The sequence below is a fragment of the Sphingopyxis sp. OPL5 genome (assembly GCF_003797775.2).
Classification (GTDB): Bacteria; Pseudomonadota; Alphaproteobacteria; order Sphingomonadales; family Sphingomonadaceae; genus Sphingopyxis.
In genome coordinates, this window is record NZ_CP060725.1 from 2,488,132 (window position 1) to 2,512,823 (window position 24,692).

The window sequence follows — 24,692 nt, forward strand, 5'->3', positions numbered from 1 at the left end:
ATTGTGCGCCTGCGAAGGCGGGCCGCCGCGAACGGCAACCCGCCCCGATCGTCTAGAAGCTCTGGCGCGCGGTGATGCCGAAGGTGCGCGGCTGACCAACGGTATAGCCGAGGCGCGCCCGGCCGCCGCGTTCGCGGTCGAACGAGAGCAGGGCGTTTTCGTCGAGCAGATTGTTGACATAGACGCTGAGCGACAGGCCGCTTTCGAAATCGACCCCGGCGCTGAGATTGACCAGCTGGTAGTCGGGCAGTTCAAGGTCGACCGTCGTCGCGGCGTTCGCCGGGGCGCCGCCGAAAGGCAGGCCGTGGACGAAGGTGCGCGGGTTGTTTTCCTGATCCGCGGGCTGGGTGTAGCGCGCGCCGACATGCTGGAACGAGGCCGCGAGATAGGCCGACGCGCTGTCCGAGACCGGGAATTCATAGCTGCCCGATGCGGACAGCTGGAACTTCGGAACCGAGGGCAGGCGGTTGCCTTCGCGGATGCCCGTCGCGGTGGCGAGCACGCCGGGCAGGGTAGTGTCGAACTCGGCCTCGATCAGGCTGCCCGACAGGTTGAGGTCGAGTCCGTCGATCGGGTTCACCCCGAGCTCGACCTCGACCCCCATCGAATGCGCCTTGGGGACGTTGAAGACGATGCGCGACGAGCAGCTGCCGGCGTCGAGCGTGACCTGGAGGTTGCGGATGTCGTTGTAGAAGGCGGCGGTGTTCAAGGTGAAGCCGCGGCCCTTCGACTTCACGCCGACTTCATAGTTCCACAAGGTCTCGTCGTCATAATCCTGGAAGCCGCCGAACAGCGCCGCGTCGCTCGGCGAGCAGAGCGGCAGGTTGAGTGGATCGTTGACCCCGCCGAGGCGAAAGCCCTTCGACGCCTGCGCATTGACGCTGACATTGTCGGCGACGTCGTAGCTCAGCAGCACGCGCGGACTGATGCCGTTCGAGCGCGTCTTGTCGCGGCGGCGGTCGCCGTTCGCGAACAATCCGCCGGTGACGAAGCGCCGCGTCTCGACGAAGTCGTAATAGCGGCCGCCGACCGTAACGTCGAAGGCGTCGGTGATCGAATAGGTGCCTTCGCCGAAGATCGCGAGCTGCTTGATCTTATAGGGCAGGTCGGCGTTGTACGGCGAGTTGGCGGGGAAGCCGTTGGCGACCGCCGCCGAGGTGCCCGCGCCGAGCGTCGCATCGGTGAAGGCGTCATAACCGGGGGTGGGCAGGCGCTGGCGATAGAAGCGGTCGGTACTCGAATAGAAACCGCCGAACACCCATTGGAAGGCGCTGTCATAATCCGACGCGAGGCGGACTTCCTGGGTGAAGGTTTTGAGGTCGGTGGTGTCGACGAGGGCCGATGGCAGCAATACCCCGGCGGTCGGGAAACCGAGGTCGACCGAGACCGAACCGGTCAGCGCGCTCGCGTCGCGGCTGACGAGGATGTCGCGGTTGGTGTAGCTGGTCACCGAGGTGACCGAAACGCCGTCGAGCTTGGCGTTCATCACCAGGTCGGCGATCAGCGTCTTGTCCTCGAACGCTTCGCGCAGCAGCAGATATTGCTCGCGCTCGTCATAGGTCACCTGCGGGCGCGTGGTGGTGAAGCGGTTGCCATAGAGATTATAGATATCCTGGCGGTTGAAGCCGTCGGCGGTCACCTTTTGATAGACGATGCGCGGGGTGATGGTGACGTCGTCGACGGGTTCGAAGGTCACCGCGAGGCGCCCGCCATAACGTTCGCCGCTGTTGACGTCGTTGCCGCCCGCGGGGCCGACCGCGTTGATGAAGCCGCCGTAGCGCGTGTAATAGCCGACCGCGCGCACCGCCGCCTTGTCGCCGAGCGGGACGTTGATCGCGCCTTTCAGATGACCCCCGATATCGTCGCCGTCGACGAGGTTGAGGTTCGCCTCGACGCTGCCTTCGGTCACGCCGAGCTTGGGCTGGTTGGTGATGTAGCGGATCGTGCCGCCGACCGACCCCGACCCGAACAGCGTGCCCTGCGGCCCGCGCAGCGTTTCGACGCGGTTGAGGTCGAAAAGGTCGATGTCGGGGGTGAAGAGCGAGAGCGAGATGACGCTTTCGTCGAGATAGACGCCGACCTGTTCCTTGACCCCGGGCTGGTCGCGCACGACCTGTCCCGCCGACACGCCGCGGACCGACACCTGGCTCTGGCCGGGGCCAAGGTTTTGCACCGACAGGCCGGCGACGTTGCGCGACAGATCCTCGAGCGTCACCGCCCCCGACCTCTGGATGTCGGCGGCGGTCTGCGCGTTGATCGAAAAGGGGATGTCCTGAAGATTGGCGTCGCGCTTGGTCGCGGTGACGATGATGATGTTGCTGTCGTCTTCCTCGGCGGCGGCGTCCTGCGCGGCGGCGGGCGTAACGAAATTGGCCAGCGCGAGCGTCGAAAGCCCGGCCAGCAGCATAGTGCGAGCATGCATGATGTTTTCCTCTCTGAGCAGCGCGGGACTATCTTGTCCCGTCGCGGCGAGAGGAGTGCGCCTCTTGTCACAAATGCGCAATGGGGTCCGAATCGCGCGTAACAAAATGTCGGCGCGCTGTTGCATTGCTGCCACATGCCGAAGCGCCAGGTCGCCTGGGTGCGTCGCCGCTAGGCCGCTGGGCCGCAAGCAAAAAAAAGCCGGAGACCTGGTCCGGGCCCGCGGCCGCCCCGGCCGCCATCGAAAAAAAAGGCCGGGGACAAGCCCCGGCCAGTGGTTCGCAGGAGGAACCTGGGTTGGACCCCGCCGCCTTTTTTAAAGAGGAGAGAGCGGCGGCGGGTGTCCAGTCTCGTCAATAATTATAGGCACGCTCGCCATGTTCGCCGAGGTCGAGGCCTTCGCGCTCCACCTCTTCGCTGACGCGCAGGCCGGTCAGCGCCTTGGCGATGTAGATCGCGATCGCGGTGCCGATGGTCGACCAGATGATGGTGGTGACAACCGCCATGACCTGCGTCGTGATCTGCGGGCCGAGGGCATAGTCTTCGCCCGCCGGGCCGCCGAGCGCGACCAGCATGGTGAAGGCGGTGCCGATCGCGCCGACCATGCCGCCGATGCCGTGGATGCCGAAGGCGTCGAGCGAGTCGTCATAGCCGAGCTTGGCCTTGAGCTTGGTCACCGCGAAGTAGCAGACGACCGAGGCGACCGCGCCGAGCAGGATCGCACCGAACGGACCGGCGTTGCCGGCGGCCGGGGTGATCGCGACGAGGCCGGCGATGACGCCCGAGCAGAAGCCGAGCGCCGAAGGCTTGTGGCCGCTGACCTTTTCGGCGAGCATCCAGACGAGCGCGGCGGCGGCGGTGGCGACCATCGTGTTGATCATCGCGAGGCCCGCCGAGCCATTGGCTTCGAGTGCCGAGCCGGCGTTGAAGCCGAACCAGCCCACCCACAGCAGGCCGGTGCCGATCATCGTCATGGTCAGCGAGTGCGGCGCCATGATTTCCTTCTGGTAGCCGATGCGCTTGCCGAGGATGATCGCGGCGACCAGCGCCGAGACGCCGGCGTTGATGTGGACCACGGTGCCGCCGGCGAAGTCGAGCGCGGCCGGCGTGTCGGTGCCGAACATGCCGCCTTCGAAGAACAGGCCGCCGCCCGCCCACACCATGTGTGCGATCGGGAAATAGACGATGGTCAGCCAGATCGCGCCGAACACGAGCATGGCCGAGAATTTGAGGCGCTCGACGACCGAGCCGAGGACCAGCGCGAGGGTGATCGCGGCGAAGGTCATCTGGAACGAGATGAACACATATTCGCTGATCACTTCGTCGGTGAAGGTCGCGCCGGTCGAGTCGGCGGTGACGCCCGACAGGAAGAATTTGCCCCAGCTGATAAAGGCGTTGCCCTCGGGCCCGAAGGCGAGGCCATAGCCGTAGCTGACCCAGATCAGCATCGCGAGACAGGCGGCGGCGCCGACCTGCGTCATCGTCGACAGCATGTTCTTGGTGCGCGTCAGGCCGCCGTAGAAGAGCGCGAGGCCCGGCAGGATCATCAGCAGGACGAGGACGGTGGCGGTCATCATCCAGGCGTTATTGCCCGGGTTGGCGACTGCGGGTGCCGCTTCGGCGGCGGGCGCCGCGGCGGCGGCTGCCGCTTCCTGCGCCCACACGGGCAGCGCGGCGAACAGTGCGAGGCCCGCAGCCCCGGCGGTCGCCGCAAATTTGTTTGCGAACGTCATTGCTTCCCCCTTTATCATTACAGAGCCGCCTCGCCGGTCTCGCCGGTGCGGATGCGCACGGCCTGACCGACGTCGAGGACGAAAATCTTGCCATCGCCGATCGACCCGGTTCCGGCGCTTTGCTGCAGCGTTTCGACGACCCGCGGTGCGAGCGCGTCGTCGCAGACGAGCTCGATCTTCACCTTCGGCACCATGTTGGTGGCATATTCCGCGCCGCGGTAGATTTCGGTCTGGCCTTTCTGACGACCGAAGCCTTTGACTTCGGTCACGGTCATTCCGGCAATGCCCAAGCCGGTGAGGGCTTCGCGCACCTCATCGAGCTTGAACGGTTTGATGATAGCCAGGATCAGCTTCATGACGCCCCCTTGTGATTATTGGCAGATGTTGCACTGCAACAGCCGTGCCAAATTGCGCGGGCGGGGGTTGAGTTAACATTTTGTGACGAATTGGCGCGCGCAGGCGATCGATTGAGTCAGTGGAATGGGCAGGCGAGGCAGCGCGATGCCTAAATTATGGGCAGGGACGTAACCCGCCCGCCCCTTAGGGGAGGGGCTTTCCCAGGCTATCCCGCCCGCTCGAAGCGCGCCCAGATCGGCAGATGGTCCGACGCGCGCGCCGCGAGCGCGCTGCGATGCACCCCGGCGTCGACCGCCTGCAGGTCGGGCGAGGCGAAGATGCGGTCGAGTTTCGCCACCGGGCGGCGGCTGTGGAAGCTGTGGCCGGTGTCGACGAGCCGATGGCGTTCGCCGAAATCATGGAGGCAGCCGCCCTGGTTGCGCCATTCGTTGCAGTCGCCCATCAGGATCGTCGGCAGGTCCTCGCCCGCCGCGAGGTGATGGAGGATTGCGCGCGCCTGTTGCCGCCGCCGCAGCCCCGAAATGTCGAGATGCATGCCGACGACGCGCAGCCGCGTATCGCCGATGCGCACCGTCGCCGCGACCGCGCCGCGCGGTTCGAGCGTCGGCAGATGGAGTGCGTGGCTCTCCTCGACTTCGGCGCCCTTGCGCACCAGCAGCGCATTGCCGTGCCAGCCGATGGCATAGGGACGCCCGCCGAGCAGGTCGACCGGCACATAGTCGCTATGCTCTTCGAACATATGCGGCGGGATCGCGCTGGCGCGGGTCCCGAAGCGGCGGTCGGCCTCCTGCAGTGCGACGATATCGGCGTCGAGTTCGCGCAGCACCGACAGCACCCGCCCCGGATCGCGGCGCCGGTCGAGACCGATGCCCTTGCGCATATTGTAACTGGCGACCTTGATCATGGCGGGCATTTTCACAGGATTATGGACGTCTGAGCAAGGCTTAGGTTGCGTTCAACCGGCGCCGAACTCCGCCATCAAGGCCTGCGCCTCGACCAGATCGTCGTCGAGCACCATCACCCGCACCGGGATGAGCAGGCCGACGCTTTCGGCGATATTCATGCCGGCGTCGAAACACACGGCATGGACGCCGGCGCTTTCGAGCCGGCCACGCAGCAATTCGGCCTCGACCCCGTTCGGCAGGCGTACCAGCTCGACGAGCGCCATCAGGCCGGGTCGCCGGTGATGAAACGGTCGGTCGGGCGGGTCGGCAGGCCGTCGATGCTCCTGGTGCGTTCCTGGAATTTCTCGACCCACAGCACCGGGTCGGCCTGGCGGTGATATTTCTGCAGCGTGTCGCGTTCGTGCTGCAATTCCATCATCGGCACGCCCCAGCCGCAACTGGTCTGCACGCTGTCGACGTCGATCACGAAGATCTGGCGGGTGCCGGGGATCAGGGTGAAAGGGCTGGCGATCGTCTCCCATTCATCGTCCTGCGGCAGCACCGCGCGGCCGCGGCCATAGATGCGCAGGATCAGCGCGCTGCGGTCGAAGGCGCAGAACATGATGGTGATGCGCCCGTCGGCGGCGAGATGCGCGTGCGTCTCGTTGCCCGATCCGCCGAGGTCGAGATAGGCGACCCGGCTTTCGGACAGCACCCGGAAGCTGTCGGCATAGCCCTTGGGCGACAGGTTGATCCGCGCATCGGCGGCGGCGGTCGCGGTGAAGAAGACCGGTTGCTTCTCGATGAAAGCGATATGCTTGTCGGTCAGGCTGTCGGTGAAATCGGCCATGTCGGGGCTCCGCAAGATCGGTGTGGCGGGCTTATCACCAATTTTTGCCTTCCTCCACCGCCGCCTGCTCCTCGGGGCGTGTCGTGCGGCCGAGCACCGCGTTGCGATGCGGGAAGCGGCCGAAGCGGTCGACGATGGCGAAATGCTTCTGCGCATAGTCCTGGAACATCGGATCTGCGAGCTGGCCGAACAGGCGCAAGGATTCGCGCTGGTCGGCGAGGTCCTCGCTGTGCTGATAGGGGAGATAGGCGAACTGGCGCCGCGCGTCGGGCCAGGCCTTGTCCCAGCCGTGCGCGACGATGCCGCGCGCGATCGCGCGGGCGAGATCGTCGGTAGCAAAGGCATCGGCGGATCCGCGAAAGATATTGCGCGGCACCTGATCGAACAGGATCGCCGCGGCCAGCGCGGTGTCGGGGTCGGTCAGGAAGCTGGCGGCCGGCAGCGCGCGCAGCGCTTCGTGCCAGTCGCCGGCCAGCGCGCGGATGTCGGTGTCGAAATCCGGCCCGCCGCCATACCAGTCGTCCATGCCATGCGCGTCGAACCAGAAGGTCAGGAGTTGCGCCGGCCAGTCGGCGGGCGGGGCGGGGGCTTTCATTTCATCCGTCATTGCGAGCGAAGCGAAGCAATCCAGAGCCGTTTACGCAACCCTGGATTGCTTCGTCGCCTTCGGCTCCTCGCAATGACGGGGCTTTTTGGCGCTATTCGGCCTTGGGACGGCGGTACGGCACGAACTCGCCGAGCGACACGAAGCCGCTGTACATCTGGCTGGTGCGGTCGCGCAGCTGGACGGTGTCGATGCTGCACAGCTGGCTGCCGGTCAATTTGGTGACGAGAATATCGTCGTCGTCGAGCGATTCGGCGCCGCCCTTCGGCCGGTTGACCCAAAGGGTGCTACCGATGCGATAGACGATCGCGGTGCCGTCGATGATCGTGGTGCTGTTCGATCCGGTCAGCTGGATGCAGTTTTGCGGTTCGCCCGCGACGCGGCCGTCGAGCAATTTTTCGAGCTGCTGCTCGCCGGTCAGCTTTTCCTTCGCCGATGCGGCGGGCGCGGCGGCCACCGCGGCGGCGGCGATGATAGTGGCGATAAACGGACGCATGGTTCGACTCCTGTCATTCAACACACACCCTCTGCCGCCGATATAGGGCATCTCGTCTGAACGACAACTGACTCAGGCATGGTGACCTGGCCGCTCCCTCGCGCCTGCGGGAGGGACCGGCCAGGTCACGCGCGTGCGTTCAGCAGGCGCCGTCGGGCAGCGGAATGCCCAGCGGGCCCTTGCATTTCTTTTTCTTGGCGGGCGGTGCGGCCTCGCCGCTGCTGCTCCCGCTCGACGCGCCGCCGCCGCTCATGCCGCCGAAATCGGCGCCGACCATCAGCATCGTGTACGAGCGGAAGCGCACCTTCGCGGTCCAGTCGATGTTCCACACCCCCGTCGCGGGCTTGGGCGGATAGGAGAAGTTCGCCTCGGGGCCAAAGGCGTTGAGGTTGCCCATCATGAACTCGCCCGACGATTTCTTGACCTCGGCGGGGATCTGGCACGTCGTCTGCGATGGCGGCATCACGATCTTCTTGGTGATCAGGTTGGCGACCACCGACGGCGGCAGCCAGTCCCACAGCCCGCCGCCGAATTCCTTGGTCGCGCTGCTCGTCCACCAGACGATGTCGCCGACGTCGTTCTTGCCGCTTCCGTTACCCATGCCGCCGATCGTCCAGGCGGCATAGCCCGTCGCATTGGTCACCGGGTTCCAGCGGATCGTCACCGACCCGTCGGCCTGGTCGGCGGTCGAGGCCTGCAGCGCGGGCATATAATCCTGCGCGAGGGTGAAATTGATGTCGTTGCCGACATTGCTCGCAACGCGGTGCGCGCCGAGCAGGCTGCTGTCCTTGGACGGCATCTTGGTCGACTTGCCGTTCGGCCATTCCATATAGGATTTGCTGTTCGACGGCGACACTTCGCGGACGATCGGCACGGCGGTCGAGAAGAGGTTCGGCGGCACCTGACCCGCCGCGACCTTGGCGAAATCGATGATCACCGGCTGCCCCGGCCCCGCCTTGGCGCCGCAGCCCCAATAGAGCAGCAGGCGCCCCTTCGGCCGTTCGAATTCGGTCGGGTAGGTGCCGTCCTTGCGCTCGGGCGCGATCAGCGGCACCGATTTGCCAAGCTTCGCCTGCGGCAGGAAAAAATGATCGCCCTTCGGCGGCGGCGCGGTCGGCAACTCGTTCGAGCCGAGGCGCAGGACCAGCTGGCGCGCCAACGCGCTGTCGGGGCCGCCGCCGAACATCATGCTCATCGCGCCGCCCATGCCGCCCTTGCCTCCGCCCATCGCGGCGAAGCCCGACATCGTCGCGGCGTCCATCTCATAGCGTTCCTTGGGACCGGTGGTCTTCTGCTGCGCCGCGACGGGCGCGGTCAGCATCGCGGCGATGACCGCGAGCGAGGTGAATTGGAAAGTCTTGCGCATAATTCCTCCCTGCGACCGGAGGTTCTGCCTCCGGGGAAAAGCTCATGCGACCCAATTTCTGCTTTATGTTTGAGAGGCGTATAGGCGCGAGATTGGCGAAGGCCAAGTGATGCGCGTCACAGAATCCCGTCATTGCGAGCGAAGCGAAGCAATCCAGAGCGGTGTACGCCTACTCTGGATTGCTTCGCTTCGCTCGCAATGACGGAGAGAGGGGCGTTAAGCCGTCCCGCCCACCGTCAGCCCGCTCACCAGCAGGGTCGGCTGGCCGACGCCCGCGGGGACGCTCTGGCCGCCCTTGCCGCACACACCGATGCCCTCGTCGAGCGCCATGTCGTTGCCGATTCCGGTGACCTTCGTGAGCACGCTCGGCCCGTCGCCGATCAGCGTCGCGCCCTTGATCGGGGCGCCGAGCTTGCCATTTTCGATCTTATACGCCTCGGTGCAGCTGAACACGAATTTGCCAGACACGATGTCGACCTGCCCGCCGCCCATGCTTTTGGCAAAGATGCCGTTCTTGACGCGGCTCAGCAGTTCGGCGGGATCGTCGTTGCCGCCCTTCATGAAGGTGTTGGTCATCCGCGGCATCGGCGCATGGGCAAAGCTTTCGCGGCGCCCGTTGCCGGTCGGCGCCATGCCCATCAGCCGCGCGTTGAGCCGGTCCTGCATATAGCCCTTGAGCATGCCATCCTCGATCAGCACCGTCTCGCTGGTCGGGGTGCCCTCGTCGTCGATGCTCAGCGAACCGCGCCGTTCGGCGAGGCTGCCGTCGTCGACGACGGTGACGCCTGCCGCCGCGACGCGCTCACCGATACGGCCCGAAAAGGCGCTGGTGCCCTTGCGGTTGAAATCGCCCTCGAGCCCGTGGCCGATCGCTTCATGGAGCAGCACGCCGGGCCAGCCGGGACCGAGCAGCACGGTCATCTCGCCCGCCGGGGCGTCGACCGCCTCGAGATTGACGAGCGCCTGCGCCAGCGCCTCGTCGATCGCGCGGTTCCACTGCGCCTCTTCGAACAGATGGTCGTACATGTAACGGCCGCCGAGGCCGAAATAGCCGCTCTCGCGCCGGCCATTCTCCTCGACCACGATCGACACGTTGAGGCGGACGAGCGGGCGGATGTCGGTCGCGAGGAAGCCGTCGGCGCGGACGATCTCGACCACCGACCAGCTGCCGGCGAGCGCGACCGAGACCTGCGCGATGCGCGGATCGCGCGCGCGGGCGGCGGCGTCGATCTGCTGGCACAGCGCGACCTTCTTGGCGAAGGGGATCAGGTCGAGCGGATTGGCCTCGCCATAAAGATGGCGGTTGGTCCGCGCGGGGGCGGCGGCGTGCGGCTGGTTCGCGGGGTCGAGCAGCGCGAGCGTCTCGGCGGCGCGGCGGATCGCAGGGGCGCTGATGTCGCTGGCATGGGCAAAGCCCGTCATCTCGCCCGACACCGCGCGCAGCCCGAAACCCGCGTCGGTGGAATAATCGGCGGTCTTGAGCCGCCCGTCGTCGAAGCCGAAGCTCTCGGTCGCGCGATATTGCAGGTAGAGTTCGCCGTCATCGGCCTTGGCGAGCGCTTCCTTCGCGAGCTTCTGCGCAAGATCGGGATCGAGCGCATCGGCGCGATAGAGGAAGCGGCGGGGATCGGTGGGGCTTGTCATGAGGCCGATATAGGCGCGCGTCCGACGGTCCGCAAATGCTCATGGTCATTGCGAGCGCAGCGAAGCAATCTCCAGCTATCCGCCTTGCGCGATATCGATGGCTGGAGATTGCTTCGCTGCGCTCCTCGCAATGACGGGAGGCTCAGAGATAATTGACCGTCAGCGTAAACGTTCCGCTGTAATCGCCCTCGGGCTGGTTCGCGGGGACGGTGAGCGTGCCGCCGATATAATAGGTCTGCACGCCGCTCGGCAGCAGGGTCGCGCCGAGCAGCGCGATGCCGCCGCCGCTGGTGCTCGCGGCGCGGACCAAAGTGGCGGTCATAGGCGTCGCGCCGCCGCCGGCCCGTACCAGCGTCACCGACGTGCTGCCCGACACGGTGATCAGCAATATGCCGCCGGTGCCCTGGAACTGCGCGCGCTGCGCGTCGTTGCCGACCGCGGTGGCGCCGCCGCTGGTCGTGCGCGCGCCGGTGAGGGCGTTGACGCTGACGGTGCCGCCGGTGGCGCCGCTGATGATCGTCCCGAAATCGAGATCGTCGGTCTTGACGAGGCTGTTCGGCCGGACGACCGTCGCGGTTGTCGTCCCGGGCATGTCGGCGGCGTGCGCAGGCGCCGCCAGCGCGATCAGCGCTGCGGCGATGGCCGGGACGCGCGCGGCGGCCCGACGATGGCTGGTCCCTGGAATCCCCACGATTCTGCTCCTGTCTGGCACAGACTATGCCAGCGGGGTGTGAACCGATGATGCTTTGGCTTGGTAAAGGCGGCGTTTACGCCTTGCGCCGCCGCCAAGGATCAACCCTTATCGGCGATCCCGCCGACGCTTACCCTTTATCGGCGATCCCGCCGATCAGCACGAAGCGCCGGTCGCAATAGCCGCAGTCGGCAAAGCCCTCATCGGTGTCGATCTCGAGCCAGACGCGCGGATGGCCGAGCGCGGCGTTGGCGAGGCCGTCGCCGGTGCCGTCGCAGGCGACGCGGGTCTTGGGCGTGCGGATGGTTTCGGGCGTGTTCTGGGTCATCGACGGCGCCCATAGCAAGCGCGCGGCAGCGCCGCAATCGGGTCTGCGCGGGCTATTGATAGTTGAAGGTGACCGAAAAGCTGCCGCTATAGTCGCCCTCGGCCTGGTTGGCGTTGACGCGCAGTCGGCCGCCGACCGCAAAGCCGACGACGCCATTGGTGCCGGTGATGCGAAAATTGTTGCCGTTGCCGATCTGCGACAGGCCGGTGAGCGCGCCGATCTCGAAATCGTCGACGCGCATCGCCTCGCCCGGGCCGGTCAGGACGATCTGGTTCGACCCGGTCTTGATGACGACGCGGTTGGCGCTGCCCTGCCCCGCGAAGCGCGCCGGGCGCGCGTCGCCCGACGCCGCGACCACGCCGCCCGAGGTCGTGACCGCGCCGGACGGGGCGACGGTCACAGTGCCGATCGTCGCCGACGGAATGATCGATCCGAAGTCGAGCTGTTCGATATTGGTCAGCGACATGGGTTCGAGCACCAGCGCGCTCGCCTGGCCCTGCGTCTGCTGCGCGGCTACCGGCATCGTCCAGAACGCCGCCATGACGGCACCGGCAAGCGCGTTCCCCCCGAAACGCGCCAGTGGTCCCCCGGTGCCGTCGCCCCACATACGGCGATCAGAGATAGTTCAAGGTGATGGTGAAGGTCCCGCTGTAGTCGCCCGGCGCCTGGTTGGCGTTGACGTCGAGCGTCGCGCCGACCGGGAAATTATAGTTGCCGAGCGTCGAGGCGATGCGAAAGCGCGTCGGGGTGGTCGACAGGATCGCGGTGGGCGTGCTGCCGATCTCGAAATTACGCACGCGCATCTGCTGTCCGGGGCCGGTGATGAAGATCTGGTTCGCGCCGAGCGAGATATTGACCTCGCGGTTGTACGAGCCGAGCCCGGTGAAACGCGCGGGTTCGCCGTCATTCCCGGCCAGCGTCGCGCCACCGGTCCGCGTCCGGGAGCCGTCGGGCAGGATACGCACCGTCCCCGCCGCGTTCGACGCGATGATGTCGCCGAAGTCGAGGTCGTTAACCTTGAAGAAGGAAAGGGGCCGCAGCACGATGGCTTCGGCTTCGCCCTGCGCGTTGTTCTGCGCGTGCGCCGACGGAGCGGCGAACGGTGCAAAAGCGAGCGTCAGGGCGGCTAGGCCGCGCCGGCGAAGCGGCGGGCAGATGATGTGTCTGGTCCTCACATCACCCCTCATAAGGGCGATGTGACAAAATATGCTTACCCGCCATGGTAAAGATTTCCTTGCCGGAACACGGGCTTTCGCGAGCAGCGCGGCGCGGCTATGGAAGCGGCCATGACCGAAGCCGCCATCCGCATCGACGCCGTCTCCAAACTCTATGCCGGCGGCAAGCAAGCGCTCGACAATGTCAGTTTCGACGTGCCGCGCGGGCAGATTTTCGGGCTGCTCGGGCCGAATGGTGCGGGCAAGTCGACCCTGATCAACATCCTCGCGGGACTGGTCAACAAGACCGCCGGGTCGGCGAGCATCTGGGGCTTCGACATCGACGCCGATCCCAGAAACGCCAAATACTCGATCGGCATCGTGCCGCAGGAAATCGTTTTCGACCCGTTTTTCACGCCTTTCGAGACGCTGGAGAATCAGGCGGGGCTGTACGGCGTGCCCAAGGCGAAGCGCATTTCGGACGAACTGCTCGCCGCGGTCCACCTGACCGACAAGCGCGACGCCTATGCGCGGACGTTGTCCGGAGGGATGAAGCGGCGCTTGCTGGTGGCGAAGGCGATGGTCCATTCGCCGCCGATCATCGTGCTCGACGAACCGACCGCGGGGGTCGACATCGAGCTGCGCCAGCAGCTCTGGTCCTACGTCCAGTCGCTCAACGATCGCGGCGTCACCGTGGTGCTGACGACCCACTATCTGGAGGAAGCTGAGCAGCTGTGCGACCGCATCGCGATCATTAACCACGGGCGGCTGATCGCCAACAAGCCGACCCGCGAACTGGTCGACATGGCGCGCGAGAAGATCGTCGTCGTGACGCTCGACGCCGACGTCACCGCCCTGCCGTCGCACCCCGCCTTCGACAAGGTCGAGCGCGAAGGCGAGCGAGGCCTCGCGATCCACTACAACAAGGACCGCACCAACGCGGGCGAAGTGCTCGCCGCAGTCAACGCGATGGGGCATGGCATCGTCGACGTCTCGACCCGCGAAGCCGACCTCGAGGATGTGTTCCTCAACCTGACGCGCGCGGCGAATGGCTAGCACGGGCGAGCCGCTGGCGGGCATGACCCTCAACGAGCGGCTCTATGCTCTCGGTCTGTTCGACCGCTTTGATAAGGCGCTGGCCGGTCGCAATCGCGATGCGCTGCGGACGATCCTGATCGAGGTCGAAGTCTCGGACGTCGATGAGACGACAGACCAACTGCTCAATTCGCCGCCGGAGGTAGATTTTTGACCGACACCACCCCCCACGACGTCATCATCGTCGGCTCCGGCGCCGCGGGGCTCACTGCGGCGATCGCGCTCGCCGATCATTGCCGCGTGCTCGTGCTCGCCAAGGGCGAACTCACCGGCGGCTCGACCGCTTGGGCGCAGGGCGGGATCGCCGCGGTGCTCGATGCGGGCGACACCTTCGAAAATCATATCGAGGACACGATGGTCGCGGGCGCCGGGCTCAACCGGCGCGAGACGGTCGAGTTCGTCGTAGAGAATGCGCCGCACGCCATCGAGCGGCTCGTCGAGATGGGGGTGCCCTTCAACAAGGACAGCGACGCGCTGCACCTGACGCGCGAGGGTGGCCATTCGCACCGCCGCATCGTCCATGTCGACGACGCGACCGGCTGGGCGGTGCAGGCTGCCTTGCTCAAGACCGCCGAGGCGCATCCGAACATCACGCTGCTGCCCGGACAGGCGTGCATCGACCTGATTACCGGCCGCCACGAGGAACGTTACTCAGGATCGGGCCGCGTCTGGGGTGTCTATGCGCTCGATGAAAAGAGCGGTGAGGTCCATGCGCATGTCGGCCGCGCGACGATCCTTGCCAGCGGCGGCGCGGGGCGTGTCTACCAATTCTCGACCGCCCCCCGAGGCGCGACCGGCGACGGCATCGCGATGGCCTGGCGCGCCGGCGCGCGCGTCTCGAACATGGAAATGATGCAGTTCCACCCGACCTGCCTCTACAATCTCGAGGTCAAGAATTTCCTGATCACCGAGGCGGTGCGCGGCGAGGGCGGCATCCTCAAGCATCCGGTCACCGGCCACCGCTATATGCCCGATTATGACGCGCGCGCCGAACTGGCGCCGCGCGACGTCGTGGCGCGCGCCAACGACGACCAGATCAAGCGCTCGGGGCTCGACTATGTCCATCTCGACATCAGCCACCTCGACCCCGATTTCGTCGCGGGGCATTTCCCGAACATCTATGAAAAGCTGCTGACGCTCGGCATCGACATGACGAAGGGGCCGATCCCGGTGGTGCCCGCGCAGCATTATACCTGCGGCGGGGTGCTAATCGACCTCGACGGGCGCACCGACCTGCCGGGGTTGTACGCGGCGGGCGAATGCACAGAAAGCGGGCTGCACGGCGCCAACCGCCTCGCGTCGAACAGCCTGCTCGAATGTTTCGTGTTCGGCGAGGCCGCGGCGAAGGACATCGTCGCGCGCTGGGATCAACTCGAGACTCCCCCGCCGATCCGGCCATGGGACGAAAGCCGCGTCACCGACAGTGACGAAGAGGTGATCATCAAGCAGAACTGGACCGAAATCCGCCGCTTCATGTGGAATTATGTCGGCATCGTGCGCACCACCAAAAGGCTGGAACGCGCGCAGCACCGCATCAACATGATGACCCACGAGGTCGAGGATTATTACGGCCATTTCCGCGTCACCACCGACCTGATCGAACTGCGCAACCTCCTGCAATGCGCCGAACTGATCGTGAAGAGCGCGCTCCACCGCAAGGAAAGCCGCGGGCTGCATTATACGCTCGATTATCCGGACATGCTGCCGGTGGCGGTCGATACGGTGCTGGTGCCGTGAGCGATGGCTAGGGCGGCGTCCCCTTCAAGACTGCCGCCGCCCTATCTGCGGCGCGTGTCGCGGCGCGACGCTCAAGCGGACCCGGATGCGTCGCAGATCGACCCGGATCATTATCCTTTCAACATTCCGCTGTTCGCCGACCCGGCTTTCGAAATGACGTTCGAGCGGCCGGTGACCATCCTGGTCGGCGAGAATGGGTCCGGCAAATCCACCTTGCTCGAAGCGATCGCGGTTCTGGCGGGCTTCAGCGAGGGCGGTGGGGGCTATGGCCATAGGGCCGTGGGCGCTTCGAGCATCTCGGGCGGCGACGGCGGCGCCTTGGCGGACGCTCTTCGCGGCGGCTGGCTGCCCAAGGTGAGCCAGGGTTTCTTTTTCCGCGCCGAAACCTTCTTTTCGCTGGCCCGCTACGTCGACGAAGCAGCGCATGATGTCGGCGCGGCCCCGCCCGATTATCTGTCCTGGTCGCACGGCGAAGGCTTTCTGAACTTCTTCGACGAACGCGCCGATCGCCGAGGCATCTATATATTCGACGAACCCGAATCGGCGCTTTCGCCGTCCCGGCAGTTCGATTTCCTGAAGTTACTTCGCCGAATTCAGCGCGCCGGCAATGCCCAGGTCATCATGGCGACGCATTCGCCGATCCTGATGGCGCTGCCCGATGCCGATTTGTGGCAGATCGATCGCTTCTCCGTCCAGCCGACGACGCTGGAAGAGACCGCGCATTACCGCCTTTACAACGAGTTCATCCGGTACCCGCACGAGACGGTCGAGGCGATGATCGAATAGGCGTCAGCCGCCGATCCCCAGCAACCGCCCAACAAAAATCAGCACGATCGCCCCGACCACCGAAGCGAAACACCCCGCGCCATGGAATTCACGCTGGCCGCGTGAGGTGACGAGTCCCGCGAGCAAGGAGCCGCCGATGCCGAGCAATATCGTCGCGATCCATCCCATCTCGACCGCGCCGGGATAGAAGAATCGCGCCAGCGCGCCGATCAGCAGGCCGGTGATGATGGCGCCGATGATGTTGATCATGCCTCGAACCCTCCTTCCAGAAACCGCTCCGCCAGCGCCGCGTGCAGCGCCGCGCCGCGCGCCATGACCTTTTCGTCGAGCACCATGCGGTTCGAGTGCAGCCCGCAGCAGCTCCGCCAGTCGCTGCCCTGCTCGCTCGCGCCAAGCCAGAACATCGCGCCCGGGACCTTTTCGAGCACATAGGCGAAATCCTCGGCGCCCATCACCGGATGGTCCATCGTCATCCACGCCGCCTCGCCGAACGTCTCCTCGACGACGGCTTGGCCGAAAGCTGCGGCGCGGCTGTCGCAGACGGTGACCGGAAAGCCCTCGACGATCTCGACCTCGGCGGTGCAGCCATGCGCCTCGGCGATCGCGGGGGCGAGGCGGCGCAAGTCGGCGGCGACCGCGGCACGGCGGTGCGGCGACAGGGTGCGGATCGTGCCGAGCAACTCGGCGGTCTCGGGGATGATGTTGTTCGTCGTGCCGGCGGCGATCCTGGCGATCGTCACCACAGCGGGGTCGAACACCGAGACGCGGCGCGTGACCATCGTCTGGATCGCGGTGACGATCGAACAGGCGACGGGAATGGGATCAATGGCGTCATGCGGCATCGAGGCGTGGCCGCCCGCGCCCTTGACGGTGATCGACAGCACGTCGGACGAGGCGAGCAGCGCTCCGGGGCGCCCCGCGAACACCCCATGCGGCGCGTTGGGCATGATGTGCAGCGCGAAGGCCGCGTCGGGCAGCGGATCGAGCAGCCCGTCATCGAGCATGAAGCGCGCGCCATGATGGCCCTCCTCGCCCGGCTGGAACATGAACACCACCGTGCCCGGCAGGCGATCGCGCGCGGCGCACAGCAGTTTCGCCGCACCGACGAGCATCGCGACATGGGTGTCGTGCCCGCAGGCATGCATCGCGCCGCTGGTTTCGGAGGTGAAGTCGAGGCCGGTGTCCTCGATCAACGGCAGCGCATCCATGTCGCCGCGCAGCAGCACGGTGCGCCCGTTCGCGGGACCGCGCAAAATGGCAACCAGTCCGCTGGTCGACGGCCCCTCGCGAAACTCGAGCGGCAGCCCGGCGAGCGCATCCTTGATCTTCGCCAGCGTCTTGGGGTTCTGCAGGCCGAGCTCGGGTTCGCGGTGGATCGCGCGGCGCAGGTCGACGAGGTCGGGAAGGATGGTGTCGGCCTCAGTCGGCCAGCTGTGCGTAAGATTGTCCATGCGGCGAGTGTGCCGCCAAGCCCGCCTCGTGTCGAGGCGCCTTTACGCGGCTTTCGGCGTCGCGCCGCACGTCGGTCAGCACCCGCGTCACATTCTGCTTGATCGCCCAGCGCGCGATGGGTTCCCAATAGAGGCCGGGGTCGATGCGCAGGACATGGTCGGCGCGTGCGGTCAGCCGGGTGCGACCGCCGGGAAGCGGCACCAAGTCGAAGCGCGTCTCGCCGGTGTCGAAAGTGCCGATCAGATGCGGGGTGTGGAGTTTCCTGTAGGGGCTCATTTCCTCCATCGCGGGCGGCTGGCGGACGACGCGGAACGCCAATGTGCGGCCGGGTTTCCAGACGGTGATACGCTCGTCGGCGGTGCCGGTGGAAAAGGTGCCGATTCGGTGCGCGCCTTCGCCTTCGCCGGCGATGCGGCTCGCGACGGGATAGGCCAGCCCCGCGAGGCCGACGAGCCCGGGACTTTCGGCGACCGGGCGGTTCGCGGTCAGGCTGGCCCATACCGCCCCGGGCGGCGCGGCGATGGTGATGCTGGTGCGGGTGACGATCGGCAGTTCGGGCGGCATCGCGGCGTCGACCAGGAAAACCAAGGGCAGGGCCGCAACGCTGTAAAGCGGCGTCTGCGGTCCAAGCGGCTTCGCGACGCCGCGTCCGATGAGGCCGCCGACGATCGCGAGTCCCGCCGCGAGCGGCGCGATCAGCAGGATGCAGAGCAGACCCTCGAGCGCGAGCATCAGCAAGGCGAGCGTGCCGAGCAGCCCCGCCAGCGCCACCGCGACGAGGGTTTCGCCGCGGCTGCGCAACGTGCCGCGGTTGACGATATAGCCGGTGATGACCCCGACCAGAAAGGGCGTGAGCACGAACAGGCCCCAGCCATAGGCGCCCATCGTCGCCCCGGACACCGCGACCGCGAGGACGATCAGCGCCATTCCCGCGACGGTTCCGCGCGCCAACTGATGCGGCGGGGCAGGGTTGCCGACGCGCTCGGGCGCGGGCGATCCCGCGCGGCGGCGCCATAACAGGGTGAGGACGAACGCCGCGAAGATCTGGATCGTCGGCACCATCGTCAGCAGCGCCAGCCCTCCACCGCGCCTGAGCCGATCGGCGCGGCGCAGCGACAGGAAAACGAGCGCCGTCGATATCGCGAGGCAGAAGGCGAAGCCGCCGATCGCGACGAGTGGCGAAATCCCGGGCAGCATGGCGAGCTGGCGGATCGGAAAGAGCCAGAACATCCGGTCGAACGCCAGCGGGGCGGCGTGGCCGTAAAAGGCAAGCGCGACGAGGCCGTGTTGCGACAGGATCAGCGCCGCGGCGGCCAGCGCATACCGAATGGCATCGGGCAGTTCGGCGAGCAGGCGGTGCAGCAGGGTTTTCATCACGCGCCGGCCCCCGCGAGCGGGGCGGCATGCGCTGCGCCGGGCGCCACGATGCTCAGCCCGCTGCGCGCGCCAAGCGTCGCGGGGGTCTGGACGTCCCACATCAGCCCGAGCCGCTCGCCCAGGCGGATGAAGGCGTAACCCCAGTCGCTCTGCCCGGGATGCAGCCCGATCCGCGCCGATCCTGGATAGGCGTGATGATTATTGTGCCACGCCTCGCCCATCGTCGGGATCGCCGCCCAGGGCACATCAAACGCCTGCACGCCATGCGCGTCGACGGTCCAGTGCTGCGGCCCGCGGTTGTGCGCGAGATGGCCGACGAGCCAATGGCCGTGATTGGCGACCGCGACCCGCGCGGCGACGCCCCAGATTACCCAGCCCCAGCCGCCGATCGCGAAGAATAGCAGCGCGACAGGCAATTGCTGCCAGCGCCACGTCTTTTCCAGCCAGCCGTAAAAAGGGTCTCGGTCGAGTTCGCCGAAATCGAAGCGCGGCGGGTCGTCGAGGTCGAGGCGGCAGTAAATCTGCCACCAGGCATCGCGGACGATGTTTGTGCCATGGCGCAGGAAGGGGTGGCAATCGGCCTGCCGCTGCGCCCAGTCGCGCGTGTCGTGGGCGCGGACGATGCCATAGGGGCCTGCCATGCCGACGAAGGCGCCGAACCAGACGAGGGTGCGGGTCAGCCAGCGCGGCGCGGCGAAGCTGCCGTGGATCATCATCCGGTGGTACCCGACGCTGTGCCCCAGCAGCAGCGCGGCGCCGGTGGTGGCGAAGAAGAGCAGGATCGCCGAAGGGGTGAGGAAGAAGGGACCGGCGGCGAGCGCGACCAGCGCCATGCCGCCGTTCCAGACGATGCTCGGCAGGTCGGCGCGGACGGTGCCGGCACGCGGGTCGGGGCCGGACTCGTCGATCAGGAAGTTCACCGCATGGGGGTCCTGTTCGCTGCGCATCGCCCGACTCCTCTGATACAAAGAATATAAGTAATTACTTAAATAAATTATTGCTTGTCAAGGGCGATCGGCTTGCCCATTTTGAGGCAATGGAACGGGTTTTTCAGGCATTGGCGTCGACGCCGCGGCGGCGGATTCTCGCCTATCTCGCGCATGCCGAGCTCAGCGCGGGCGACATCGCGGCGCGCTTCGAGATGAGCAAGCCCGCAGTGTCGCAGCATCTGTCGGTGCTCGAAAACGCCGGGCTGATCGCCAGCGAAAAGCGCGGCCAGTTCGTCTTTTATCGGCTTGTGCCCGATGCGCTGACCAATGTGCTCAACGGCTATGTTCAGGAAGTTTGCCCCGTTTCGCGTCCGCTGAAGGCCGAATCGCGCGCGCTGGCCGAGCAGCAGAAGGGCGAAGCGGCGGGCGACTAGCCACGGCCACCGACGGGGGTGTCGCCGCCTAGACCAGCCGCATCAGGACCAGCTTTGCCGCCGCTTGCGCCCGATTGACCGCGTCGAGCTTGCGGCGCGCATTGTCGACATGGAAGCGCACGGTCGATTCGGCGAGTCCCAGGATCACCGAAATCTCCCAGTCGGTCTTGCCCTCGGCAACGAAGGCGAGGCAGTCGCGCTCGCGTGCGGTGAGATCGGGATCGGGATCGTCGGCGAGGACGGTCGCTTCCAGAAGATATTCGGTCAGGAGCAGCCCGGCGAGTTGCACCGAGCGCCGTGCGGGGTCGGCGTCGCGATCGGAAAAGCCGATATGCGCCGACGCGATCGCGCCCTTCGGCCCATAGGATGTCGCGCACAGCGCCTCGCTCACCCCGGCCTCGCCGAGCGCGTCCCAATAGGCGCCGAAGCGTGGGTCGCCGTGCGGCGCGAAATCGCCAAAGGCGTAGCGTGTCCGCCCCTCCATGATCGGACGCAGCAACGGATTGCAGTCGAAACAGACATAGTTGAAGGCGGCGCTGCCCGGCCAGCTTTCGGGCGCGACGCGGCGAACGACGCCGCCCGCGGCCCAGTGGCTCTTCGCGGTGAGGCGGGTCGTCGGTCGGCGATAGACGCGGGTCTGCAGATAGGTCACGCCGAGCGGCGCGGCGGCGGCGAAAAAGATGTCGCTGGCCTCGGCCGGAGACCTGTCCTGCCATGGGTCGACGATGTCCAGTATCTCGGCCGTAATCATCGCGTTCTCCGCGAATAGTGCCACTCAATCGCGCAATGAACGGTTTTCCATCGTCGCGTATCGCCCGGCAACTCTCGAATCCGGGGGGTATTCATCCCCCGTTCCCGACCAATAAATGCCTCATCCTCAATGCGGAGTCGAGATCATGACCGAATTAATCAGCGTCAATGTCTATCTGTCGAACTATGTTCACGGATCCGGAAACTACAAGATTTTCGTCGAGGGTCCGGGCGGAAATCAGGAAGCGCCGGGGGTCACGAGCGCGAACTTCAATCTGCAGAAGGACGGCCATTATTGGGCTTATGGCCAATATGTCGGGGGCAACAGCACGCGTGCGCGGCACGGGCATTCCTTCTTCGCCGGCAACAGCGCGATCAGCGTCGACATGAACCGCGACTAGGCGGCAAGGCGATGGCCAACCCCCTGTTCACCCCGCGCGGCCCGCCGCCGCCGCCCGCCGGACCCCAGCCGTTCCGCACCAAGGACGGCGAGCTGAGCTTCCTCGTGCCCGAGGGATGGCAGGCGACGGGGGCGATCCAGGTCGAACCGCCCGCGAACCGCTATGTCATCCTCGACGCCACCGGACCCGACGATGCGCTGATCTTTTGCGGGCATCCCGACCTGCCGCAGCGCTATCTCGTTCCCGCACCGTGGCACGGGATGCTGCAGCCGGGGCGGCGCACCAAGTTCGGCGACGGGCCGACCGCGCAATGGCTGCTCCCGGCGCCGCTCGCGACGGCGCCGCAGATGGCGCAGCATCTCGCGACGCGGCGCTTCGGCGACCTCGTGCTGACCCATGTCGTGCCGCATCAGAAACTGCTTGACGACACGCGCAAGGGCGCCGCCGACGCCGGGGTCTTTCCGGGCTACATCGATGCCTGCGACGCCGGCTTTGCGTCGATCGACGGGCGTTTCGTCGGCCAGATCCAGCTTGTCGTCTTCGGCGGCGGCAACCCCGGCGACACCTGGCAGGTCGAATTTATATCGGGTTTCCGCTGCGTGCCCGACGCGCGCGCGGCGGTCGCCGCGCTGTTCGACGCGGTGATGGCCTCGATCGTCATCGGCGCCGAATGGCAACGCCAAAACCCCGACCAAGTGTCGCAGGATGCGCTCGATAGCTTCGATGCCAAGCATCGTGCCGCCGATGCAGCCGATCGCTATGCGCTCGTCACGCACCGCAATGCGGTGGACGCGATCCGCGACGGCATCCTCGGCGTGATCAAGGGGCGCAAGCCGGGGGGCGATCGTGGCAACCTCTGATATGGTCGATCCGCTCGCGCTGCTCGGCGCGATCATGACCTTGTCGCGCGACGCCGCCGCCGAAGCGCGCGCCGAGCTCGGCAATTTACAATCGGCCTATCTCGATCAGGGCAATCCGGTGCCGGGGGCGCTGCTCGACCTGTGGCGCTGCCGCGTCGTCCATTGGGAAGCGCAGATCGCCGCTTTGGCGGCGTTGTCGCGCGGCACGGCGCAAGCGCCCGCGGTCGATGCCGTCACCGCGCCGCTGCTGGCGTGGCTGGAGATGGTCAAACCCGACGCCCCGCCGGCCGGCGGCGGCGTAGCGCACGGAAGGGACGCATGATGACGACCGAACTGAAACTGTCGACCTTGACGGTGGGCAAACCGAAAGTGGGGCACCCGCTCAACGGCGAGGTCGCGTTCGTCGCGCAGGAGCAGGCCAAGGGTTATGGCGTCATGGCGCGGGTGATGTTCAATTTCGACTTCGACGAAGGCGCATCCTTCACCGACATCGAGGCGACGGTGAAGCGCGAGGCCAAGCTATGGTTCCAGCGCTGCGCCGACATGCTTTGAAGGGTTCGCTCAGTCTGCGCGTTCGATGAACGCCGGCGGGACATGATCGACCAGCCAGACGCCGTTGCTCGAAACGCGAAACTCGGCGCCCGCCGCGGCAAGTGCGGCGGCGGAAATCCGTAACAGGACCGGCTTCCCGCGCCGCGCGCCGACGATCGAGGCCGTGCGTTCGTCGGGCGACAGATGGACATGGTGCCGCGCCATCGGCCGCAAGCCCTCGGCCATGATCGCGGGCAGATATTTCTCGACCGTGCCGTGGAACAGAAATTCGGGCGGCGCGGTCACGGGCCAACCGAGGTCGATCGGGATCGAATGCCCCTGCCGCGCGCGGATCAGCTGGCCGTCGGGCGAGATTTCGAAGCGGTTCTTGTCGCTCTCGGCGACGACGCGTTGCAGGTCTTCAGCGGCATGCGGCAGCTCCGCGCGCGCCAGCGCCTCGATCACCGCGTCGACCTCGGCCCAGCCCGCCGGGTCGATGGCGATCCCGCCCGCGTCGGGCCGGTGTCGCAGCCAATAGGAAAGCGACTTCGATATTTTCTTGTCGTCCATGGTGCCTAACGTTTGCCCCCGAACAACTGCCGCCCGGCCAGGTCGAGCATGATTTCCTCGCTCCCCCCGCCGATCGCGTTGACGCGGACCTCGCGGTAGATGCGCTCGACCTTGCTGCCGGTGAGATAACTCGCGCCGCCAAGCACCTGCGCCGCCTCGCGCGCGACCGACTCCAGCATCCGCGTCGCCTGGACCTTGAGCATCGCGAAGTCGGCGGGGCGGTCCTTGCCATTCTTGACCTGCCAGGCGGCGAGGTCGACCCACGCCTGCGTCGCCTCGATCTGGCGCTCCATGTCGGCGAGCTTGATGCGGATCGACTGGTGGCCGACGAGCGGCTTGCCGAAGGTTTCGCGGTTTTGCGCCCATGCGGCGGCCTCGGCGAGCGCGACGCGCGCATAGGCGCAGCAGCCCATCGCCATGCCGAGCCGCTCGCTGTTGAAATTGCGCATGATGCCGATGAAGCCGCCATTTTCGGGTCCGATCAGGTTCGCTGCCGGTACGCGCACGTCGCTGAAATGGATCGCGGCGGTGTCGCTGCAACGCCAGCCCATCTTGTCGAGCCGAGTGCGTTCGACGCCCGGCGAATCCATCTCGATCAGCAGCAGCGAAATGCCCGCCGCACCCGGCCCGCCCGTGCGCACCGCGCAGGTCAGCCAGTCGGCGCGCATGCCGCTGGTGATGAACATCTTGCCGCCGTTGACCACATAGTGATCGCCGTCGCGCACGGCCGTGGTCTTGAGATTGGCGACGTCGCTGCCGCCGCCCGCCTCGGTGATACCGAGCGCGATGATCTTCTCGCCCGCGAGCACCGGCGGCGCGACGCGCTGTTTCAATTCCTCCGAGCCGAGCGCGAGGATCGGCGGCAGCCCGATGCCGTGCGTCATCAGCGACGCGCCGAGCCCGCCCGCGCCGACCGCAGCGAGTTCCTCGGTCAGCACCAGCCCGTGAAAATTGTCGAAGCCTTCCGAATGCCCGCCATATTGCTCGGGATAACGCAGGCCCAATATGCCGGCCTCGGCGGCCTTTTTGTGCAGCTCGCGCGGCAGTTCGCCCTCCGCCTCCCAGCGGTCGATATGCGGTGCGATCTCGCGCTCGACGAACCGCCGCACGCTCTGCGCCAGCGCCTCATGGGTTTCGTCATAATAGGGCGAACGTGCGCGCCAGTCGTCGAAAGCTGTCATGGTGCGATGCTGCGCGGGGCTTACGTAAACGTCAAGCGACGTTTCCCTGACCGCGAAACTG

The 24,692-nt window shown here is 66.5% G+C and carries 30 protein-coding genes; 9 read left to right on the forward strand and 21 right to left on the reverse strand.

The genetic code is table 11. The features are described 5' to 3' along the window. Window positions 1–52: 52 nt before the first annotated feature. The 14 genes from EEB18_RS11880 to EEB18_RS11945 all read right to left on the reverse strand — a co-directional run bounded on the left by EEB18_RS11880 (window position 53) and on the right by EEB18_RS11945 (window position 12,549). The gene (locus tag EEB18_RS11880; RefSeq protein WP_187139613.1) at window positions 53–2,422 is read right to left on the reverse strand and encodes a TonB-dependent receptor; all 2,370 of its coding nucleotides are present in this window, start codon (window positions 2,420–2,422) and stop codon (window positions 53–55) included. A 352-nt stretch (window positions 2,423–2,774) separates the two neighbouring features. Then, window positions 2,775–4,154 (reverse strand): ammonium transporter, encoded by a 1,380-nt coding sequence (locus tag EEB18_RS11885; RefSeq protein ID WP_056342575.1) that lies wholly within the window; start codon window positions 4,152–4,154, stop codon window positions 2,775–2,777. Window positions 4,155–4,171: 17 nt separating this feature from the next. Further along, window positions 4,172–4,510: a P-II family nitrogen regulator gene (locus EEB18_RS11890; protein ID WP_003043080.1), complete on the reverse strand. Its 339-nt coding sequence runs from the start codon at window positions 4,508–4,510 to the stop codon at window positions 4,172–4,174. A gap of 206 nt (window positions 4,511–4,716) precedes the next feature. Beyond that, on the reverse strand, window positions 4,717–5,415 hold the full coding sequence (locus EEB18_RS11895; RefSeq protein ID WP_056342578.1) for an endonuclease/exonuclease/phosphatase family protein: 699 nt from the start codon (window positions 5,413–5,415) through the stop codon (window positions 4,717–4,719). Window positions 5,416–5,466: 51 nt separating this feature from the next. Continuing rightward, window positions 5,467–5,679, reverse strand: a complete 213-nt coding sequence (locus EEB18_RS11900; protein WP_187139612.1) for a DUF2007 domain-containing protein — start codon at window positions 5,677–5,679, stop codon at window positions 5,467–5,469. Then, the gene (locus EEB18_RS11905; RefSeq protein ID WP_187139611.1) at window positions 5,679–6,245 is read right to left on the reverse strand and encodes a pyridoxamine 5'-phosphate oxidase family protein; all 567 of its coding nucleotides are present in this window, start codon (window positions 6,243–6,245) and stop codon (window positions 5,679–5,681) included. Before EEB18_RS11905 ends, EEB18_RS11900 begins: the two co-directional genes overlap by 1 nt. A 34-nt stretch (window positions 6,246–6,279) precedes the next feature. Continuing rightward, entirely contained in the window at window positions 6,280–6,840 is a 561-nt protein-coding gene (locus tag EEB18_RS11910; protein WP_262407909.1) for a DUF924 family protein, read from the reverse strand. 103 nt (window positions 6,841–6,943) lie between these two features. After that, window positions 6,944–7,345, reverse strand: coding sequence for a hypothetical protein (locus tag EEB18_RS11915; RefSeq protein WP_187139609.1), 402 nt, complete (start codon window positions 7,343–7,345; stop codon window positions 6,944–6,946). A 139-nt stretch (window positions 7,346–7,484) separates the two neighbouring features. After that, window positions 7,485–8,711 (reverse strand): hypothetical protein, encoded by a 1,227-nt coding sequence (locus tag EEB18_RS11920; protein WP_187139608.1) that lies wholly within the window; start codon window positions 8,709–8,711, stop codon window positions 7,485–7,487. Between the two features lie 216 nt (window positions 8,712–8,927). Then, window positions 8,928–10,355, reverse strand: coding sequence for a metalloprotease TldD (gene tldD / locus EEB18_RS11925; RefSeq protein ID WP_187139607.1), 1,428 nt, complete (start codon window positions 10,353–10,355; stop codon window positions 8,928–8,930). Between the two features lie 142 nt (window positions 10,356–10,497). Further along, window positions 10,498–11,046, reverse strand: a complete 549-nt coding sequence (locus EEB18_RS11930) for a DUF4402 domain-containing protein (protein WP_187139606.1) — start codon at window positions 11,044–11,046, stop codon at window positions 10,498–10,500. Window positions 11,047–11,176: 130 nt separating this feature from the next. Beyond that, on the reverse strand, window positions 11,177–11,374 hold the full coding sequence (locus EEB18_RS11935; RefSeq protein ID WP_056342597.1) for a zinc-finger domain-containing protein: 198 nt from the start codon (window positions 11,372–11,374) through the stop codon (window positions 11,177–11,179). 52 nt (window positions 11,375–11,426) lie between these two features. Further along, entirely contained in the window at window positions 11,427–11,915 is a 489-nt protein-coding gene (locus EEB18_RS11940; RefSeq protein ID WP_187139605.1) for a DUF4402 domain-containing protein, read from the reverse strand. 73 nt (window positions 11,916–11,988) lie between these two features. Further along, window positions 11,989–12,549: a DUF4402 domain-containing protein gene (locus EEB18_RS11945; protein ID WP_262407910.1), complete on the reverse strand. Its 561-nt coding sequence runs from the start codon at window positions 12,547–12,549 to the stop codon at window positions 11,989–11,991. Between the two features lie 111 nt (window positions 12,550–12,660). Here EEB18_RS11945 and EEB18_RS11950 point away from each other — a divergent pair, with 111 nt between their 5' ends. Genes EEB18_RS11950 through EEB18_RS11965 form a run of 4 tightly spaced genes read left to right on the forward strand, consistent with a single transcriptional unit; the run spans window position 12,661 to window position 16,146 of the window. Next, window positions 12,661–13,584 (forward strand): ABC transporter ATP-binding protein, encoded by a 924-nt coding sequence (locus tag EEB18_RS11950; RefSeq protein ID WP_187139603.1) that lies wholly within the window; start codon window positions 12,661–12,663, stop codon window positions 13,582–13,584. Next, window positions 13,577–13,777 (forward strand): hypothetical protein, encoded by a 201-nt coding sequence (locus tag EEB18_RS11955; RefSeq protein WP_187139602.1) that lies wholly within the window; start codon window positions 13,577–13,579, stop codon window positions 13,775–13,777. The genes EEB18_RS11950 and EEB18_RS11955 overlap by 8 nt, the downstream gene beginning before the upstream one ends. Next, window positions 13,774–15,360, forward strand: coding sequence for an L-aspartate oxidase (gene nadB / locus EEB18_RS11960; protein ID WP_187139601.1), 1,587 nt, complete (start codon window positions 13,774–13,776; stop codon window positions 15,358–15,360). Before EEB18_RS11955 ends, nadB begins: the two co-directional genes overlap by 4 nt. A 54-nt stretch (window positions 15,361–15,414) precedes the next feature. Next, on the forward strand, window positions 15,415–16,146 hold the full coding sequence (locus EEB18_RS11965) for an AAA family ATPase (protein WP_262407911.1): 732 nt from the start codon (window positions 15,415–15,417) through the stop codon (window positions 16,144–16,146). Window positions 16,147–16,149: 3 nt separating this feature from the next. On the opposite strand, the gene EEB18_RS11970 is transcribed toward EEB18_RS11965, so the two are convergent. From EEB18_RS11970 to EEB18_RS11985, 4 genes are read right to left on the reverse strand one after another with little or no spacing between them, the layout of a single operon-like run. After that, a complete protein-coding gene (locus EEB18_RS11970) occupies window positions 16,150–16,395 on the reverse strand; it encodes a GlsB/YeaQ/YmgE family stress response membrane protein (protein WP_187139599.1) in 246 nt (81 codons plus the stop codon). After that, complete coding sequence (locus tag EEB18_RS11975; RefSeq protein ID WP_187139598.1) at window positions 16,392–17,597, reverse strand: M20 family metallopeptidase; 1,206 nt, start codon at window positions 17,595–17,597, stop codon at window positions 16,392–16,394. Before EEB18_RS11975 ends, EEB18_RS11970 begins: the two co-directional genes overlap by 4 nt. Beyond that, on the reverse strand, window positions 17,566–18,975 hold the full coding sequence (locus tag EEB18_RS11980) for an SRPBCC family protein (protein ID WP_187139597.1): 1,410 nt from the start codon (window positions 18,973–18,975) through the stop codon (window positions 17,566–17,568). Before EEB18_RS11980 ends, EEB18_RS11975 begins: the two co-directional genes overlap by 32 nt. Then, window positions 18,972–19,922, reverse strand: coding sequence for an acyl-CoA desaturase (locus tag EEB18_RS11985; RefSeq protein WP_187139596.1), 951 nt, complete (start codon window positions 19,920–19,922; stop codon window positions 18,972–18,974). The genes EEB18_RS11980 and EEB18_RS11985 overlap by 4 nt, the downstream gene beginning before the upstream one ends. An 89-nt stretch (window positions 19,923–20,011) precedes the next feature. Between EEB18_RS11985 and EEB18_RS11990 the strand changes: the two genes are divergently transcribed. Next, entirely contained in the window at window positions 20,012–20,338 is a 327-nt protein-coding gene (locus EEB18_RS11990; protein ID WP_187139595.1) for a metalloregulator ArsR/SmtB family transcription factor, read from the forward strand. Between the two features lie 28 nt (window positions 20,339–20,366). Here the strand turns inward: EEB18_RS11990 and EEB18_RS22815 are convergent, their stop codons facing one another. Next, window positions 20,367–21,113, reverse strand: coding sequence for a helix-turn-helix domain-containing protein (locus tag EEB18_RS22815; protein ID WP_187668993.1), 747 nt, complete (start codon window positions 21,111–21,113; stop codon window positions 20,367–20,369). Between the two features lie 121 nt (window positions 21,114–21,234). On the opposite strand from EEB18_RS22815, the gene EEB18_RS12000 reads away from it, so the two are divergent. Genes EEB18_RS12000 through EEB18_RS12015 form a run of 4 tightly spaced genes read left to right on the forward strand, consistent with a single transcriptional unit; the run spans window position 21,235 to window position 22,901 of the window. Beyond that, a complete protein-coding gene (locus tag EEB18_RS12000; RefSeq protein ID WP_187139593.1) occupies window positions 21,235–21,489 on the forward strand; it encodes a hypothetical protein in 255 nt (84 codons plus the stop codon). An 11-nt stretch (window positions 21,490–21,500) separates the two neighbouring features. Next, window positions 21,501–22,349 (forward strand): hypothetical protein, encoded by an 849-nt coding sequence (locus tag EEB18_RS12005; protein WP_187139592.1) that lies wholly within the window; start codon window positions 21,501–21,503, stop codon window positions 22,347–22,349. After that, complete coding sequence (locus EEB18_RS12010; protein WP_187139591.1) at window positions 22,336–22,671, forward strand: hypothetical protein; 336 nt, start codon at window positions 22,336–22,338, stop codon at window positions 22,669–22,671. The genes EEB18_RS12005 and EEB18_RS12010 overlap by 14 nt, the downstream gene beginning before the upstream one ends. Beyond that, window positions 22,668–22,901 carry a hypothetical protein gene (locus EEB18_RS12015; protein ID WP_187139590.1) on the forward strand — a complete coding sequence of 78 codons (234 nt, stop codon included), beginning with the start codon at window positions 22,668–22,670 and terminating at the stop codon, window positions 22,899–22,901. The genes EEB18_RS12010 and EEB18_RS12015 overlap by 4 nt, the downstream gene beginning before the upstream one ends. Before the next feature lie 9 nt (window positions 22,902–22,910). On the opposite strand, the gene EEB18_RS12020 is transcribed toward EEB18_RS12015, so the two are convergent. Both EEB18_RS12020 and EEB18_RS12025 read right to left on the reverse strand, forming a co-directional pair. After that, the gene (locus EEB18_RS12020) at window positions 22,911–23,450 is read right to left on the reverse strand and encodes an RNA 2'-phosphotransferase (protein WP_187139589.1); all 540 of its coding nucleotides are present in this window, start codon (window positions 23,448–23,450) and stop codon (window positions 22,911–22,913) included. A 5-nt stretch (window positions 23,451–23,455) separates the two neighbouring features. Next, a complete protein-coding gene (locus EEB18_RS12025) occupies window positions 23,456–24,631 on the reverse strand; it encodes an acyl-CoA dehydrogenase family protein (protein WP_187139588.1) in 1,176 nt (391 codons plus the stop codon). Window positions 24,632–24,692 lie beyond the last annotated feature (61 nt).

Bases quoted from the DNA above. Each gene is read 5' to 3' on its own strand.
- EEB18_RS11935 (WP_056342597.1), bottom strand. From the start codon at position 11,374: ATGACCCAGAACACGCCCGAAACCATCCGCACGCCCAAGACCCGCGTC.
- EEB18_RS11970 (WP_187139599.1), bottom strand. From the start codon at position 16,395: ATGATCAACATCATCGGCGCCATCATCACCGGCCTGCTGATCGGCGCG.
- tldD (WP_187139607.1), bottom strand. From the start codon at position 10,355: ATGACAAGCCCCACCGATCCCCGCCGCTTCCTCTATCGCGCCGATGCG.
- EEB18_RS11905 (WP_187139611.1), bottom strand. From the start codon at position 6,245: ATGGCCGATTTCACCGACAGCCTGACCGACAAGCATATCGCTTTCATC.
- EEB18_RS11885 (WP_056342575.1), bottom strand. From the start codon at position 4,154: ATGACGTTCGCAAACAAATTTGCGGCGACCGCCGGGGCTGCGGGCCTC.
- EEB18_RS11950 (WP_187139603.1), top strand. From the start codon at position 12,661: ATGACCGAAGCCGCCATCCGCATCGACGCCGTCTCCAAACTCTATGCC.
- EEB18_RS11895 (WP_056342578.1), bottom strand. From the start codon at position 5,415: ATGATCAAGGTCGCCAGTTACAATATGCGCAAGGGCATCGGTCTCGAC.
- EEB18_RS12015 (WP_187139590.1), top strand. From the start codon at position 22,668: ATGATGACGACCGAACTGAAACTGTCGACCTTGACGGTGGGCAAACCG.
- EEB18_RS11955 (WP_187139602.1), top strand. From the start codon at position 13,577: ATGGCTAGCACGGGCGAGCCGCTGGCGGGCATGACCCTCAACGAGCGG.
- EEB18_RS12025 (WP_187139588.1), bottom strand. From the start codon at position 24,631: ATGACAGCTTTCGACGACTGGCGCGCACGTTCGCCCTATTATGACGAA.
- EEB18_RS12020 (WP_187139589.1), bottom strand. From the start codon at position 23,450: ATGGACGACAAGAAAATATCGAAGTCGCTTTCCTATTGGCTGCGACAC.
- EEB18_RS11900 (WP_187139612.1), bottom strand. From the start codon at position 5,679: ATGGCGCTCGTCGAGCTGGTACGCCTGCCGAACGGGGTCGAGGCCGAA.
- EEB18_RS11940 (WP_187139605.1), bottom strand. From the start codon at position 11,915: ATGGCGGCGTTCTGGACGATGCCGGTAGCCGCGCAGCAGACGCAGGGC.
- EEB18_RS12005 (WP_187139592.1), top strand. From the start codon at position 21,501: ATGGCCAACCCCCTGTTCACCCCGCGCGGCCCGCCGCCGCCGCCCGCC.
- EEB18_RS11890 (WP_003043080.1), bottom strand. From the start codon at position 4,510: ATGAAGCTGATCCTGGCTATCATCAAACCGTTCAAGCTCGATGAGGTG.
- EEB18_RS11920 (WP_187139608.1), bottom strand. From the start codon at position 8,711: ATGCGCAAGACTTTCCAATTCACCTCGCTCGCGGTCATCGCCGCGATG.
- EEB18_RS11990 (WP_187139595.1), top strand. From the start codon at position 20,012: ATGGAACGGGTTTTTCAGGCATTGGCGTCGACGCCGCGGCGGCGGATT.
- EEB18_RS11880 (WP_187139613.1), bottom strand. From the start codon at position 2,422: ATGCATGCTCGCACTATGCTGCTGGCCGGGCTTTCGACGCTCGCGCTG.
- EEB18_RS12000 (WP_187139593.1), top strand. From the start codon at position 21,235: ATGACCGAATTAATCAGCGTCAATGTCTATCTGTCGAACTATGTTCAC.
- EEB18_RS11910 (WP_262407909.1), bottom strand. From the start codon at position 6,840: ATGAAAGCCCCCGCCCCGCCCGCCGACTGGCCGGCGCAACTCCTGACC.
- EEB18_RS11985 (WP_187139596.1), bottom strand. From the start codon at position 19,922: ATGCGCAGCGAACAGGACCCCCATGCGGTGAACTTCCTGATCGACGAG.
- EEB18_RS11915 (WP_187139609.1), bottom strand. From the start codon at position 7,345: ATGCGTCCGTTTATCGCCACTATCATCGCCGCCGCCGCGGTGGCCGCC.
- EEB18_RS11975 (WP_187139598.1), bottom strand. From the start codon at position 17,597: ATGGACAATCTTACGCACAGCTGGCCGACTGAGGCCGACACCATCCTT.